Origin of the sequence: Halobaculum halobium (assembly GCF_030127145.1) — an archaeon.
Taxonomy (GTDB): Archaea; Halobacteriota; Halobacteria; order Halobacteriales; family Haloferacaceae; genus Halobaculum; species Halobaculum halobium.
Window position 1 is genome coordinate 1099568 of sequence record NZ_CP126158.1, and the last position, 14770, is coordinate 1114337.

At 69.3% G+C, this 14770-nt stretch carries 13 protein-coding genes and 1 pseudogene; 5 read left to right on the forward strand and 9 right to left on the reverse strand.

Annotated features, from left to right (window positions below):
- Positions 1 to 251 precede the first annotated feature (251 nt).
- The 9 genes and pseudogenes from P0Y41_RS05795 to P0Y41_RS05835 form a co-directional block, all read right to left on the reverse strand.
- The gene (locus tag P0Y41_RS05795; RefSeq protein WP_073307455.1) at positions 252 to 713 is read right to left on the reverse strand and encodes a NuoI/complex I 23 kDa subunit family protein; all 462 of its coding nucleotides are present in this window, start codon (positions 711 to 713) and stop codon (positions 252 to 254) included.
- 2 nt (positions 714 to 715) lie between these two features.
- Positions 716 to 1792: a complex I subunit 1/NuoH family protein gene (locus tag P0Y41_RS05800; RefSeq protein ID WP_284063019.1), complete on the reverse strand. Its 1077-nt coding sequence runs from the start codon at positions 1790 to 1792 to the stop codon at positions 716 to 718.
- Positions 1789 to 3459: an NADH-quinone oxidoreductase subunit D gene (locus P0Y41_RS05805; RefSeq protein WP_284063020.1), complete on the reverse strand. Its 1671-nt coding sequence runs from the start codon at positions 3457 to 3459 to the stop codon at positions 1789 to 1791. Before P0Y41_RS05805 ends, P0Y41_RS05800 begins: the two co-directional genes overlap by 4 nt.
- A 2-nt stretch (positions 3460 to 3461) precedes the next feature.
- Positions 3462 to 4163 (reverse strand): NADH-quinone oxidoreductase subunit B, encoded by a 702-nt coding sequence (locus P0Y41_RS05810; protein ID WP_073307452.1) that lies wholly within the window; start codon positions 4161 to 4163, stop codon positions 3462 to 3464.
- Between the two features lies 1 nt (position 4164).
- Positions 4165 to 4578 (reverse strand): NADH-quinone oxidoreductase subunit A, encoded by a 414-nt coding sequence (locus P0Y41_RS05815; protein WP_284063021.1) that lies wholly within the window; start codon positions 4576 to 4578, stop codon positions 4165 to 4167.
- Between the two features lie 166 nt (positions 4579 to 4744).
- Positions 4745 to 5368, reverse strand: a complete 624-nt coding sequence (gene purE, locus P0Y41_RS05820; protein ID WP_284063022.1) for a 5-(carboxyamino)imidazole ribonucleotide mutase — start codon at positions 5366 to 5368, stop codon at positions 4745 to 4747.
- Between the two features lie 40 nt (positions 5369 to 5408).
- Positions 5409 to 6587 (reverse strand): 5-(carboxyamino)imidazole ribonucleotide synthase, encoded by a 1179-nt coding sequence (locus tag P0Y41_RS05825; RefSeq protein WP_284063023.1) that lies wholly within the window; start codon positions 6585 to 6587, stop codon positions 5409 to 5411.
- Between the two features lie 135 nt (positions 6588 to 6722).
- The gene (locus tag P0Y41_RS05830; protein ID WP_284063024.1) at positions 6723 to 7637 is read right to left on the reverse strand and encodes a flippase activity-associated protein Agl23; all 915 of its coding nucleotides are present in this window, start codon (positions 7635 to 7637) and stop codon (positions 6723 to 6725) included.
- A gap of 380 nt (positions 7638 to 8017) precedes the next feature.
- Positions 8018 to 8740: pseudogene (locus tag P0Y41_RS05835) on the reverse strand (flippase activity-associated protein Agl23); the annotation flags it as partial.
- A 190-nt stretch (positions 8741 to 8930) separates the two neighbouring features.
- Between P0Y41_RS05835 and ribH the strand changes: the two are divergent.
- The 5 genes from ribH to P0Y41_RS05860 all read left to right on the forward strand — a co-directional run bounded on the left by ribH (position 8931) and on the right by P0Y41_RS05860 (position 14765).
- Positions 8931 to 9359 carry a 6,7-dimethyl-8-ribityllumazine synthase gene (gene ribH, locus P0Y41_RS05840; protein ID WP_284063025.1) on the forward strand — a complete coding sequence of 143 codons (429 nt, stop codon included), beginning with the start codon at positions 8931 to 8933 and terminating at the stop codon, positions 9357 to 9359.
- Complete coding sequence (locus tag P0Y41_RS05845; protein ID WP_284063026.1) at positions 9356 to 10525, forward strand: pyridoxal phosphate-dependent aminotransferase; 1170 nt, start codon at positions 9356 to 9358, stop codon at positions 10523 to 10525. The genes ribH and P0Y41_RS05845 overlap by 4 nt, the downstream gene beginning before the upstream one ends.
- Positions 10526 to 10785: 260 nt before the next feature.
- On the forward strand, positions 10786 to 11487 hold the full coding sequence (nthB, locus tag P0Y41_RS05850; RefSeq protein ID WP_284063027.1) for a nitrile hydratase subunit beta: 702 nt from the start codon (positions 10786 to 10788) through the stop codon (positions 11485 to 11487).
- A 78-nt stretch (positions 11488 to 11565) separates the two neighbouring features.
- Positions 11566 to 12738, forward strand: coding sequence for a nitrile hydratase subunit alpha (gene nthA, locus P0Y41_RS05855; RefSeq protein WP_284063028.1), 1173 nt, complete (start codon positions 11566 to 11568; stop codon positions 12736 to 12738).
- Positions 12739 to 12794: 56 nt separating this feature from the next.
- Positions 12795 to 14765, forward strand: a complete 1971-nt coding sequence (locus P0Y41_RS05860) for a DEAD/DEAH box helicase (RefSeq protein WP_284063029.1) — start codon at positions 12795 to 12797, stop codon at positions 14763 to 14765.
- Positions 14766 to 14770 lie beyond the last annotated feature (5 nt).

The window sequence follows — 14770 nt, forward strand, 5'->3', positions numbered from 1 at the left end:
TGCGCGTGTGCGAGTCGCTGGCGAGTTGGCCGAATCGTTTTTATATACGATCGACTGGCGCGCCGAACCCGGGTCGCGATCGCCGTGCGGCCCCCGCGATCGGGGGGGTGGTCGACTCGAACACCGCCGGGGTGACGGCGGCGAAACGGTCGGTTCGGCTGGCGCGCGGACGGGCTCGACGGGTCCCAGCGAACGTACCCGCGGGTGACGGGGAACACAAACGAGTGAGTGGAGAACCCGGAGAACGCCGACTACTGGTAGTCGATCTCGCCGTCGCCCTCGCCGACCCACGCGTTGCGGTCGGGGTTGCGCGAGTTGAGCGGGTCGATCCCCTTGTACCAGGGGACGTTCTTCAGCTGCTCTTTGTTGTAGACGAACTCGTCTTTCGTGTCGGCGGTGAACTCGAAGTTCTGCGTCAGCAAGATGGCGTCCACCGGACACACCTCCTCACACAGCCGGCAGTAGATGCACTGCCCGATGTGGAGGTTGTACTGTTCGCCGTTGCGCTGGTCGTCCTGCACGATCTGGATCGTGTCGTTCGGACAGACGTTCTCACACTGGCGGCACCAGATGCACCGCTCTTGGGAGAACTTGTGGACCCCGCGGAACCGCGGGCTCACCTCGGGCGCGACGTCCGGGTACTCGACCGTGAACGTCTTGCCGTCCAGCGCGTGCTTCATCGTCGTCGCCATTCCTTTCAGGATTCCGATCATTGTTACGCGAGCACCCCCACGATGACCGCGGTGAGGACGAGGTTCGCAAACGCGAGCACGAGCATGCCCTTCCAGCCGATCTCGATGAACTGATCCACGCGCAGCCGCGGCACCGCCGAGCGGAGCCACTGCGTGAACAGGAAGAACGCCCAGATCTTCGCGGTGAACCAGACGATCCCCAGCGCCGCCGGGCCGGGCCCGGCCGGGCCGCCGAGGAACAGCGTCGCCGCGATGGCGCCGCCGAGGAAGATGTGGATGAACTCACCCAGGTAGATGAGCACGAAGTAGACCGAGGAGTACTCGGTCTGGTAGCCGGCGACGATCTCAGTGGGCGCCTCCGGGATGTCGAACGGGTTGCGCCCGACCTCCGCGACGTTCGCGACCACGAACAGCACGAACGCGAACGGGTTGACGAACGCGAACCACTGCGGGATCGCGATCCCGGCGACGCTGATGAACGTCGCCTGCTGGGCCTCGACGATCGCGCTCATCTGGAGCGTCCCCGTGAACAGGACGACGGAGACGCCGGTGACGATGAGCGGGATCTCATAGGCGATGTTCGAGGCCACCGCGCGCAGGCCGCCGAGCAGGCTGTACTTGTTGTTCGACGCGTATCCCATCATGATCAGCCCGAGCGACGCGATGGACGAGGCGGCGAACGCGAACGCCAGCCCCGTCTCGGGGTCGGCCAACTGCAGGCCGCTGCCCATCGGGATGACCGCGAAGCCGAGCAGCGCCGAGAACGGGATGAGGAGCGGACCGAGATCCCACGCGGGGCGGTCTGCGCCCTCGGGAACGATCAGCTCCTTCGAGAGGAGCCGGACCGCGTCCGCGACGATGACGAACAGGCCGAACGGGCCGATCCGGTTGACCGCGATGCGGTCGGTGAACGCCGCCGTGATCTTCCGTTTCGCCCACGGGCCCGCGAAGGCCGTGTTGATGAGCAGGAAGTTGGCGATGAGGAACGCGCCCAGCAGCGCCGCGACGATCTCGCCGGCGATCCCGAACGCGTTCAGTCCCAGCAGGTTCGCGATCGTGTCGGGGAGCATCCCCTGTTGGAGCGGGACCGCCCCGGTCATCTGTCCACCTCGCCGAGGACGATGTCCAGGCTACCGAGCGCGGCGACGAGGTCGGGCACGTACTCGCCCTCAGCCATCTCCGGCAGCGTCTGGAGGTTCGAGAAGCACGGCGACCGAATCTTGAATCGGGCCGGCTTGTCCGTCCCGTCCGAGCGCATGTAGATGCCGAGTTCGCCCTTGGCGCCCTCGACCGCGCGGTAGATCTCGGTGTCGTCGTCCGGCTTCAGCGTCCGCGGGACGTTGGCCTGGATGGTGCGGTCCTCCTCGGGCCAGTCCTCGAGCAGGTCGATGCACTGCTCGATGATCTTCGCGGATTCCTCGACCTCCCGCAGACGCACGAGCAGGCGGCTGTAGTTGTCGCAGCCGTCCTCGGTGACGACGTCCCAGTCGAGTTCGTCGTAGTAGCCGTACGGGTCGTCGCGACGGAGGTCGTAGTCGACGCCCGACCCGCGAGCGACCGGGCCGGTGGCGCCGTAGTTCTTCGCGACCTCCGGCGGCAGCACGCCCGTGTCGATCGTCCGCATCTGGAGGATCTCGTTGCCCGAGATGAGGTCGTGGTACTCCTCCAGCGCCTCCGGCAGGTCCTCGAGGAAGTCTCGAGTCTTCTCGAAGAACTCCTCGCGGGGTTCGGGCAGGTCCCAGACGACCCCGCCGAGCCGGAAGTAGTTGAACATGAGCCGCTGGCCCGTCAGATCCTCTAAGATGTTCTGGGTCTTCTCGCGGTCCCGGATCGCGTACATGAAAATGGCGGTGAAGTCGCCGTACACGTCGAGCGCGAACGTGCCGACCGCGAGCATGTGCGCGGCGATCCGGCACAGTTCGGCGCCCATGGTCCGGATGACCTGCGCGTACTCGGGCACCTCGATGTCGGCCATGTCCTCGGCCGCTCGCGCGTACGCCCACTCGTTGAGCAGCCCCGCCGAGATGTAGTCCCAGCGGTCGGGGTACGGCATGATCTGGTGGCGGTAGGTGCCGTTCTGACAGATCTGCTCCTCGCAGCGGTGGAGGTAGCCGATGTCGCTTTCGACGTCGGCGACCTGCTCGCCGTCCAGCGTCGTCTTCAAGTGAAGAACGCCGTGGGTCGCCGGGTGGTGGGGACCGATGTTGAGGAACATCGTGTCCGTGTCGTCCTCTCCGCGGTGGTCATCCTGAAGCGGGTTGGCGTTCTCGCGCAGGGGGACGACCTGCGGGCGGTCTTGGTCGTAGTCCTTCGCGAGCGGGTGTCCCTGCCAGGTTTCGGGGAGGAGGATGCGGCGGAGGTCGGGGTGGTCGTCGTAGTCGATGCCGATCAGGTCGTACGCCTCGCGCTCGTGCCAGTCGGCCGTTCGGAAGACGGGCTCGGCCGACTCGCTGACCGGATTCTCACGGTCGGCAGGGACGACGACGCTGACCTCCTGGGTCGGGTCGTCGAACTTTTTCAGGTGGTAGATGGACTCGTAGCGGTCCTCGTACTCCTGGGCGGTGACACACGAGAGGTGGTCGTAGCCCGCCTCGGTTTTCAGCGTCGAGAGTACGTCCTGGACTGCGTCCGGTCGGATCACGTACCCCGGCGCGTTCAGGTGCTCCTCGCGACCGATGACGTGATCGCCCAGCAGCTCCGCGAGCTCGTCGGGGGACTGTTCCTCGACCGGTGCCGGAACGTCCGGCTCGGGTTCTTCCAGACTCATGGTTAGGGGGAGTCCGCCCAGTTGTACCGCATGACGAGGTCCTCCTCGTCGATCTCCTGTGCGAGCTGGTCGACGATCTCGTCGCGGTCGAGGTCGCCGAACTGCTCGAGTTCGTAGGGCTTCACCGTCACCGGCGAGGACTCGCCGTTGGCGATGCGCTCCTGGAGCTTCGCGACGCCGTACACCAGCGCCTCGGGCCGGGGCGGGCAGCCGGGGACGTGGATGTCGACCGGGATGACCTCCTCGGCTCCCTTGATCACGTTGTACCCCTCCTGGAACGGGCCGCCGGAAATCGTGCACGAGCCCATGCCGATGACGAACTTCGGCTCGGGCATCTGGTCGTACACGCGCTTCATCCGCGGGGCGAACTTCGAGACGATCGTCCCGGGAACGATGATCACGTCCGCCTGTCGCGGCGACGCGCGCGGCACGCCCGCGCCGAAGCGGTCAAGGTCGTGCTTCACGGCGTAGGTGTGCATCATCTCGATGCTGCAGCAGGCGATACCGAACTGCAGCATGAACATCGAGGAGCCCCGCACCCAGTTCATGAACTTGTCGAACTTGGTGAGGATGAACGGCGAGGAGCCGAACGCCTCGCGCAGCTTCGAGTTGAAGCGGTTGTCCTCGCCCGTCATCCGGGCGTCCCGGGTGTCGGTCAGTACCTGGCTGTCGTCCGTGACGAACGGTCTGTTGTCGCTGCTCATATCAGGAACGCTCCGTCTTCTGTCTCGCCGCACGCGGGCTGGAAACCCACTTCACGGCGCCCTGTCGCCACGCCCACACGAGTCCGACGACGAGTACCCCGATGAAGATCAACATCGGAAGCAGCACCGTCGTCAGGCCGGCTCCCGCCTCCAGCGCGGGCTGGTAGATGACGGCCCACGGGAAGATCAGAACGGTCTCGATGTCGAACACGACGAACAGCAGCGCAACCATATAGTACTGGATGTTGAACTGAATGCCCGTCGCCGACCCCGTCGGGATCTCACCGGACTCGTAGGTGGCGCTCTTGCCCTGTTCTGGCACGCTGGGGCGGAGGATCGCGGACACCGCCATCATCCCGAGGGGGATGCCCACGCCCATCACCGCCAACGCGCCGATCGCTATCCATGCATTCATACCGGGTTCTCCGTATCGTACGTCGGTTTGGAGCGCCCACAGATAAGTGCTTCACTTACGCGTGCACGCGCGATACCGGCCCGAGCAACCCAATCAGGGCGCATCAGAGACGAGACACCTCTGAAGCGGGTCGTGTGGGCGACACCTTCGGTCGGATCGTCGAGTCCTACTCTCCGTCTGCACGCGACGCGCGGAACCCCTCGACTCCGAGGTCGTGGAGGTCCGCGGACACGTCGGCGACGCCCCCCTGCAGGTCATCGTGGTACTCGACGAGTCGCTGTTCGATCTCGCCGTGTTCCCGGGCGAGGATCTGTGCGGCCGACAGCGCCGCGTTGAACGACTTACCGGCGTCGACGGCGACGATGGGCGCGCCCGTCGGCATCCCGATCACCGAGTCGACGGACTTCTCTTGCACCGGCACGCCGATCACCGGGATCGGGTAGGCGATGCTCGCGGTCATGTTCGGCAGGTCGGCGGACTTCCCGCCGGCCCCGGCGACGATCACGTCGAGGCCGCGGTCGGCGGCGGTCTCCCCGTACACGTACATGAGTTCGGGCGTCCGATGCGCGGAGACGACGTACGTCTCGTAGGTGAATCGCGTATCGGGCGGGTCGTGGAAGTCGGTCTGCTCTGTGAACCCCAACTCGTCGAGGGCGTCGAACGCCCCCTGCATCACGTCGAGGTCCGAGTCCGACCCCATGATCACGCCCACGTCGGGCGTCGAGTCCGGGTCGGCGTCGCTGTTCGCGTCCGATTCGAGTCGGTCGATGAGGTCCTGAACGGTTGGCATAGTTCGGTGTGGGCGTCCGTGGGTGTGTCGCGTGCGGCAGTCACTCGAAGGTGAGCCCGTCGCGCAGGTCGCGGGCGCGGGCGAGCAGGTCGTCGCGGGCGGCCGGGTCCTCGGCCGCGGCGTCGCCGTCGGCGTCGACGAGCGTGAGGTGGCCCAGCTTGCGCAGCGGGCGGGCCTCCCGCTTCCCGTACCAGTGGAGGTTCGCGTTCGGCGCCGCAAGGACGGCACCGACGCCCGACAGCGACGCCGGACGCGGTTCGGATACGTCGCCGAGGACGTTCGCCATCACGGTCGGCGCGCGCGCCTCCGCGGTCCCGAGGGGCCACCCGAGGGCCGCGCGGACGTGCTGTTCGAACTGGGAGGTCGTCGCCCCCTCGATGCTCCAGTGACCGGAGTTGTGGGGGCGCGGGGCGACCTCGTTGACCGAGACCGTCCCGTCCGACTCCTCGAAGAGTTCCATCGCGAACACGCCGCGCCCGTCGAGCGTCTCCAGCGTGTCGAGCGCGACCTCGTGGGCGCGCTCGGCGACCGCCTCCGAGCACCGTGCGGGCGCGACCGTCTCGCGGAGGATCTCCTCGCGGTGGACGTTCTCGACCACGGGAAACGCGCGTCGCTCGCCGTCGCCGCGGACCGCGACCACCGAGAGTTCCCGCTCGAAGTCGATCAGCTCCTCGGCCATCGCGCCGTCGTCGCCGGCGCCCACCTCGGCCAACTTGGCCCCGTAGTCGTCGCCGGGTTCGACGGGAACGTTGCCGCGGCCGTCGTAGCCGCCGGTCCGGGCCTTCAGCATGCAACCGCCGAAGCGCTCGACCGCGTCGGCGAGGTCGGCGGCGCCGTCCACGGCGACGAACTCGGGGACCGGAATTCCGGCGTCGGCGAACGCCCGCTTCTGGACGAGCTTGTCTTGGATCGTGCGCAGCGCGTCCGGCGAGGGGTGAACGGGCACGTCGTACTCCTCGCCGACCGCCTCCAGCACGTCGGGGTCGGCGAGTTCGATCTCCAGCGTCAGCGCGTCGGCCCGATCGGCGAGTTCGCGGACCGCGTCGGGATCGTCGAACGATCCCTCGATCTGTTCGGCGACGCGCGCCGCGGGGCAGTCCGGCGTCGGGTCCAGCACGACCACGTCGACGCCGAGCGGCGAGGCGGCCTCCGCGAGCATGCGGCCGAGTTGACCCCCGCCGACGACGCCCAGCGTCGGTCCGGGACAGGTCGGTGTCACGGGCGACGGTTCGGCAGGTCCGCGAATAAATCTTGCCTCACGATGCGATAACTATTCACGATCGTGGGTATATACTCGCCGATCCGGCTGTCGTCGCGGTCGGTCCGGCGTCCGCTCCCGAGCGTTGTCTCCCGTTCACTCTCGGGCGTCGGCGAGCGCCGCCTCGTCGATGAACACGACGATGCGTTCGGTCCACAGCCGGAAGGCGTATTCCCGCGACTCGTAGCCGTCGAGGCGGGTCTCCAACTCCTCGGCGTCGCTCGGCTTGGCGATGACGACCGGTGGCATCTCCTCGGCCGGCGGGAGCCCCTCGAAGCGCGCCTCTGGCGGCGTCGACGTGACGTTCGCGTCGTGGAGTTCGAGGTACCAGGGGGTCGGCAGTCGGGAGTGCCAACTCGGCCCGCCGGGCGGCATTCGGTCGACGCTTGACTCGTCGGAGACGTACAGCCGCGTCCCGCGCGGCGTGCTCGTGCCCACCCACAGCACGTCTGTCCCCTCGTTGTCTCGGGCGACGGCGCCGGCGTCCTCTAGCGCGTGCTTGTAGTCGTTCTCGGGCTGGGCCCACTGGAGCACCTGCTTGTCTTCGGCCGACGCCGAGTTCCAGTAGTCAGCGTTGGGTGCGGCAACGCCGCCGACGGCAGCGAGGACGATCAGCCCCGCGAGCCCCGCCGTGACCGCGTCCCCTGTTTCGACCGCGTCCCGCATCGAGTCGCCGATGGAGGCGAGTCCGACGGCCGCCGGGATCGACAGCGGGAGCACGATGTGGACCGCCGCCCACGGCGCCTGGATGTCAGTCGCGACCGGGTAGCCGACCAGCGACGCCGCACCCCAGTACGTCGCGTACGCGACGACCGAACGGGTGCCACGGGCCTCACCATAGCCGTCGGCGAGGAAGCCCACGACCGCGAGCACGACGAGCACGCCGGACCCGTACGCCAGCGTCTCGACGATGTCCCAGACGTACGGGACGTACGGGTGCCCCGAGTGGGTGCCGGCGGCCCACGTGCCCCAGAACTTCTCGCCGGCGCCCCACGTCGCCTCGTACAGCACCGAGCCGAGCGTCGGCGCCGCGGCGTCCGCCCCGGCGGACGCAGACGCGGACGCGACGCCGAGCGCCTGCCACAGGTCGGGACGCGGCGCATAAAGAACGCGACGGCGCCGAGGAACGTCGCGGCGACGCCGACGGCGCCCAGCGGCACCCAGATCACGAGGTGGCCGAGGAAGCCTGCCTCGCCCGTCCAGTGTGCGCCGGGTGCGCGCTCGCGGACCCGGCGCTCGATCCGCCGTCTCGTTCGCGATCCGGCGGTCCAGTCGTCGAGGAAGTGACCGAGGGCGACGGCCTCGACGAACAGGGCGTCCAGCGGCGAGCCGGTTCGTCGGGCGGTCCGCACCACGCGGTGATCCAGCAGGAGGAACCCGGCGCCGAGGAAGCACGCGACGTAGACCAGCGCGTTCTCCTTTGCTGCGAAACCCAGCGCGAGGAGGACGGCCGATCCGAACAGCGGGAGCGTCCGGCGCGTGTCGATCGCGTACACGACGAGCGCGAACGCGGCGACGGCGAAGCTCCCGACCAGCACGTCGCCGCGCATGAACCGACCGTAGTAGACGAGCAGCGGGTCGGCCGCCAGCAGCAGCGCGAGCGCGACGACCTCGCGGTCGCGCAGGCGGTGGCGAAGCAACAGCGCGACCAGCGGGAGGAGTCCGCCGACGACCGCGACCGGGAGCCGCGCGGCGAAGTCGGACGCGCCGATCAGATCGAAGAGGGCGTTGTTGACGACCGGGAGGAACGGGCCGTGGATGATCGGCCGATAAAAGAACTCGCCGGTGGCGTCGAACCGGAGGATCCAGTAGCCGACGCGGCCTTCGTCCCAGTGGAAGATCCGTTGACCGAGCTGGACCGTCCGTACGAGCAGCGAGCCGACGACGATCAAGAGGACGGCGACCGTCGCCGGGTCGCCGACGCGATCGGCGAGCGCGTCGATCGGCGAGGCGTCGGAGTCAGGAACATAATCGGGGGCGGAGTCGGAGGCGGAGTCATCGCCGTCGGCGGAGTCGTCCGCCGCGGGCCCATCAGCGTCGCCCGCGGGAGGGTCCGGGTCGCCGTCAGCGGCGGGCCCGTCGGGGGCGTCGGCTCCGCCGGCGGGGTCGCTCATTGGGGTGCGGTCGCACGTCGGCGGTTACAACTCTTGTGATCCCTCGTGATCCGCCGAACGCGGCCCGGACCGTGCCGGATCCGATCCGGTTCGGTGGCTGCTCGGCCCCAACACGACTCCGCCGTCGGCGGGCCGGACACATCCGCCCAGAGCGGTACGCATTTCTGCCGGCCGGCCGTCGACTCGCATAATGACCGAGACGACACTCGGCCTGGTGGTCGCGCGCTACTACGCGTCCATCGCCGAGGCCATGGAGGAGTCCGCCCGCGAGGCGGTCGCCGAGCGCAGCGCGACCGTCGCAGAGACCGTCGACGTCCCCGGCGCGTACGACACGCCGCTGGCGGCCGACCGGCTCGCCCGCCGCGACGACATCGACGCCGTCGCCGTCGTCGGCACCATCGTCTCCGGCGACACCGATCACGACCAGGTGATCGGCCAGGCCATCGCCGCGAAGCTCGCCGACGTGAGCCTCGACCGCGACACGCCCGTCACGTTCGGCGTGTCCGGCCCCGGACAGAGCGGGGCGGAGGCCCGGGAACGCGCCGAAAAAGGCGCGGAGGCCGCGTCGTCCGCCGTGGATCTGGCCGAGGGGCTACCGGCCGCGGAGGTGGCCGCGTGAGCGACGACTTCGCGTACGAGTTCGCCGAGCGCGTCGAACGCGTCGAGCCGTCGGCGACGCTGGCGATCTCCAACGCCGCGAACGAACTGGAGGCCGAGGGCCACGACGTGGTCGACCTGTCGGTCGGCGCGCCCGACTTCCCCACCCCCGAGAACGTCGTCGAGGCCGGTAAGGCCGCGATGGACGCGGGGCACACGGGCTACACCTCCTCGAACGGCGTTCCCGAACTGAAGGAGGCGATCGCCGAGAAGCTCCGCGCCGACGACATCGACGCCGACGCCGGCGACGTGATCGTCACCCCCGGCGCCAAGCAGGCGCTGTACGAGACCGTCCAGACGCTCGTCGACGACGGGGACGAAGTCGTCCTCCTCGACCCGGCGTGGGTGTCTTACGAGGCGATGGTGAAGCTCGCCGGCGGCGACCTTGCCCGCGTCGATCTCGCGCCCCACGACTTCTCGCTTGCCGACGGACTCGACGACCTCGCGGAGACGGTCTCCGACGACACGGAACTGCTGATCGTCAACTCCCCGTCGAATCCGACGGGCGCCGTCTACTCCGACGAGGGACTGGAGGGTGTCCGCGACCTCGCGGTCGAGCACGACTTCGCAGTCATCTCAGACGAGATCTACGACGAGATCGTCTACGGCGTCGAGCAGACCAGCCTCGCAAGCCTGGACGGGATGGCCGACCGCACGGTCACGATCAACGGGTTCTCGAAGGCGTACTCGATGACCGGCTGGCGGTTGGGCTACCTGCACGCCACGGGCGACCTGATCTCGCAGGCGGGGAAGCTCCACAGCCACTCGGTCTCCTGTGCGACGAACTTCGTTCAGCGCGCCGGCGTCGAGGCCCTGCGCAACACCGACGAGTCGGTCGAGGAGATGCGCGCGGCCTTCGAGTCCCGCCGCGACATGCTCGTCGACCTGTTCGACGACCACGCTGTCGACGTGACGGTCCCCGACGGCGCGTTCTACATGATGCTTCCCGTCGACGACGACGACTCGGCGTGGGCCGAGGAGGCGATCCAGGAGGCGCACGTCGCGACCGTCCCCGGGTCGGCGTTCGGCGCGCCCGGCTACGCCCGCATCAGCTACGCCGCCAGCGAGGAGCGCCTGAAGGAGGGCATGGAGCGCCTCTTCGACGCGGGCCTCCTCGGCGACGACTGAGGGAACGATCGGCGACGAAGCGACACGACGACGCCACACCGACTCCCCGCGGCGGCTTCTCGCGGGAGTCCGGGTTCGGCGGTCGGTGTTCAACAGCCGAGCGTCCGCGCCCGTCCGAACCTCGTGCGGGGCTTTCGCTGTCGTGTTTGCGGTGTCGGTCAGCCCGTCGACCGCGGGTCCCATGTCACCACGTGCGTCGACCGCGGATGCTATGTCACTACGTGGCGAGAATTTATCAGCCGCGGCGATGTCGTCCGCGTATGGACGGGATACACGATCTCGGCGGGATGGACTCCTTCCACGATCTCCCGCCGGACCAGCCCGACGACGCCAGCCCGTTCCACCACGAGTGGGAGGGCGTCGTCCAATCGCTGTACATCACCGGCCTCGGCTCCGACACGTTCGAACTCGACCGCTTCCGGTACACGCTGGAGGGCGACGATCCCGAGCGTTATCTGACGGTTCCCTACTACGAGCGCTGGCTGGGCGCGATCGAGACGCTGTTCGTCGAGGCGGGCGTCGTCGACGCCGACGAGCTTCGCGAGCGGGCCGAGTCGTTCGCCGCGGGGGAGGCCGAGGTGCCCGACGAGACGGACCCCAACCGGCTCCCCGCGCTGCTTGAGGGCACCCGCGAGAAGTACCTGAGCCGACGCGGCGACGGCGACCCTGAGTTCGCCGTCGGCGACCGCGTCCACGTTCGCAAACGCCACCCCGCGGGCCACACGCGCTGCCCGCGGTACGTCCGCGGCGCCGAGGGCGAGGTCGTCGCCGACCGCGGCGCGCACGTGTACCCCGACGAGAACGCACTCGACGGGCGGGAAGGCGCCGACGGCGAGCGCGCCGAGCAACTGTACAACGTCCGCTTCGACGCCGAGGACCTCTGGGGCGACGACTGTACCGACGCCGACGGCCTCCACATCGAGCTGTGGGAGCCGTACTTGGTCGCGTCCGACGCCGCGTAGCCGACGAGCGACATCGACGCGGTCGGGTCGGCTCGACCGGGGCGAACGCCTAAGCCTCCACACGCGTCACCACTTCTCATGACCGACGACCACAGGAGTTCCGACGGTCCGCCGTCGCACCCCGATCCCGAGCTCCGCGACGAAATCGATCCGCAGTCCAGGGCCCGCGCGCTCCAGTCGCTGTTGACCGAGAAGGGCGTCTTGAGCACGGACGCCGTCGACGAGGTGATCGCGACCTACGAGGGCGACGTGGGGCCGATGAACGGCGCCCGGGTCGTCGCGCGGGCGTGGACCGACCCCGAGTACCGCGAGTGGCTGCTCGAGGACGGCATCGAGGCCGTCACCGAACTGGACGTCTCGGTGAACGACGAGGTGATGGAGCTTCGGGTGGTCGAGAACACCGACGAGACGCACAACGTCGTCGTCTGCACGCTCTGCTCGTGTTACCCGTGGGCGGTGTTGGGACTGCCGCCGACGTGGTACAAGTCGCCCGCGTACCGCTCGCGCGTCGTCGACGAGCCGCGCGCGCTGCTGCGCGATGAGTTCGACACAGAACTGGACGACAGCGTCGACGTGGAGGTGTGGGACTCCAACTCCGAGGTGCGCTACATGGTGCTCCCGCAGCGACCAGAGGGGACCGAGGAACTCAGCGAGGCCGAGCTCGCGGAGCTGGTCTCGCGCAACGCGATGATCGGCGTCGAACGCCTCGGCGACGGGGGCTCTATCGCTTCCGACGGCGGCGCGCGGGCGGCAGACGCAGCCGGGGCCCCGGACGCGAAAACGGACGCTCCGACCGCCGACATCGACACCGCTGCCAAGCCGGTCCCCCGCGCCGACGCCGACGGGCCGACGTTCGCCGAGCCGTGGATGGCGCGCTCGTTCGCGCTCGCAGTCGCGCTCACCGACGAGGACGACCCCGGCCGCACCTGGGACGACTTCCAGTCGGAATTGGTCACCGCGCTCGACGCGAACCCCGGCGCCGAGGCCGGGAGCGATGCGGACTACTACGGTGCGTGGCTGGCCGCCTTAGAGCGGTTCCTGACCGACCGCGACCTCGTCGACGACGCGGCGTTCGTCGCCCGTACGACCGCCTTCGCGGACGGCGATCGCAGCGCCCACGAGTTCGTCGAGGGCGATCCGCACGCCCACGCCGACCGACTGCCCGAGGGCCACGCTGACGGGGCACACCACCACCACGGCGACGGAGACGGGCACAGCCACGGTCACGGCGACGGAGCCAACCACCGCTAATCCCGCCCGACGCGCACGGAGGTTTATACCCGAGAAGGACCCAGCACCGCCATCGAATGCGCGTCGCCGACCTCCCGCTGGCTGCCGAGTACGTCGACCACTTCGAGGGGGAGGGGATCGAGTCGCTGTACCCGCCACAGGTCGCGGCCGTGGAGGCGGGCGTCTGCGCCGGCGACAACGTCGTCGCGGCGGTCCCCACGGCGTCTGGCAAGACGTTCGTCGCCGAACTCGCGTTCCTGACAGCCGACGGTCCGGGGCTGTACGTCTGCCCCCTCCGCGCGCTCGCCCGCGAGAAGTACGAGGAGTTCGATCGGCTCCCCGGCGTCGAAGCGGGCATCTCGACGGGCGATTACGACTCGGCCGCGAGCGACCTCGCCGGCAACGACGTGATCGTCGCTACCAGCGAGAAGGTCGACTCCGCCATCCGTAACGGCGCCGAGTGGGTCGACGACCTCGCGTGCGTCGTCGTCGACGAGGTCCACCTGCTCGGCTCGCCGGGCCGGGGGCCGACGCTGGAGGTGACGCTCGCGACGCTGCGGCGTCGGGCACCCGACGTGCAGATCGTCGCGCTGTCGGCGACTGTCGACAACCCCGAGGACATCGCGGCGTGGCTCGACGCCGAGTTGGTGGAGTCGACGTGGCGGCCGGTCGACCTCCGGGTCGGCGTCCACGCCGAGGGGACCGTCAGGTTCGACGACGGCACCGACCTGTCGGTGCCCGTCGACGCCGCCGACCCCGCGCGCGACGCCGACACCGAAGTGACGGCGGAGTTGGTCGCGGGCGCCGTCGACGACGGCGGGCAGGCGTTGGCGTTCGTCGCCTCGCGCCGGGAGGCCGAGTCGCTCGCCGACAGACTGGCCGAGGAGGGGTTCGACCGCGACGGCGATGACGGCGACGAACGCACCGATGTCGCCGCCGGCGACGGGGCCACGGTCGCCGAAGGACTGCGCGACGCCGGCGCCACCGGGACGGGCCAGCGCCTCACCGAGGTCGCCGCGCGCGGCGTCGCGTTCCACCACGCCGGGCTCTCCTCGGACCATCGCGCGCTCGTTGAGCGGGCGTTCCGCGAGCGGAAGTTGGCTGTCATCTGCGCGACGCCGACGCTCGCCGCCGGCGTGAACGTCCCCGCGCGGCGGGTAGTCGTGCGCGATCAGCGGCGCTACACGGGCGAAGGGACCGAGTGGCTCCCCGTGCTGGAGGTCCACCAGATGTGCGGCCGTGCTGGCCGACCGCACCTCGACCCGTACGGCGAAGCGGTGCTCGTCGCCGACGACGCCGACGGGAGAGCGGAGCTGTGGGAGCGGTATGTCACGGCCGACCCCGAGCGCGTGGAGTCGAAACTTCGGGACCCCGCAGCGCTGCGAACGCACACGCTCGCGCTCGTCGCCACGGGCATCGCCGGCTCGCAGGCGGGGGTGCTCGACGCGCTCGCGGGGACGTTCTACGCGTCGCGCACGTCGAACCCGAACCTGGGGGGCGTCGTCGGCGACGCCGTCGCGAGCCTCATCGACGACGGGTTGCTGGCGGCGACCGAGGGTCCCGACGGCGGCATCGAGGCGACGCCGGTCGGCGAACAAGTGTCCAGACAGTACGTCACACCGGACACTGGCGTCCGGATCGTCGACGGACTCCGGACGGTCGCAGGGATGGCCTCCGACGACGTGACCGAGCTGACGGCCTTCGAGATCGTCTGCGACACGCCAGACATGGACGATACCTACCTCGGCAACGCCGAGCGCGCCGAGATCTATCAGTTCGCGCGCTCGCGGTCGGCGGAGCTGACGACCGGGATGGTGGACGCGGACGATTTCGAGGGATGGCTCGAATCCGTGAAGACCGCCCGGATCCTGACGGAGTGGGTCGACGGCGCAAGCGTCGAAGAACTGGTCGACGCATACCGCATCGGCCCCGGCGATCTTGAGTCGCGGATCGAGCGGGCCGAGTGGCTGCTGGGCGCGGCCGACGCGCTCGCTGACGTGGTCGGCGTTGAGCTACCGGCGATCGGGTCCGCGCGGTCGAAACTGTGATCGGG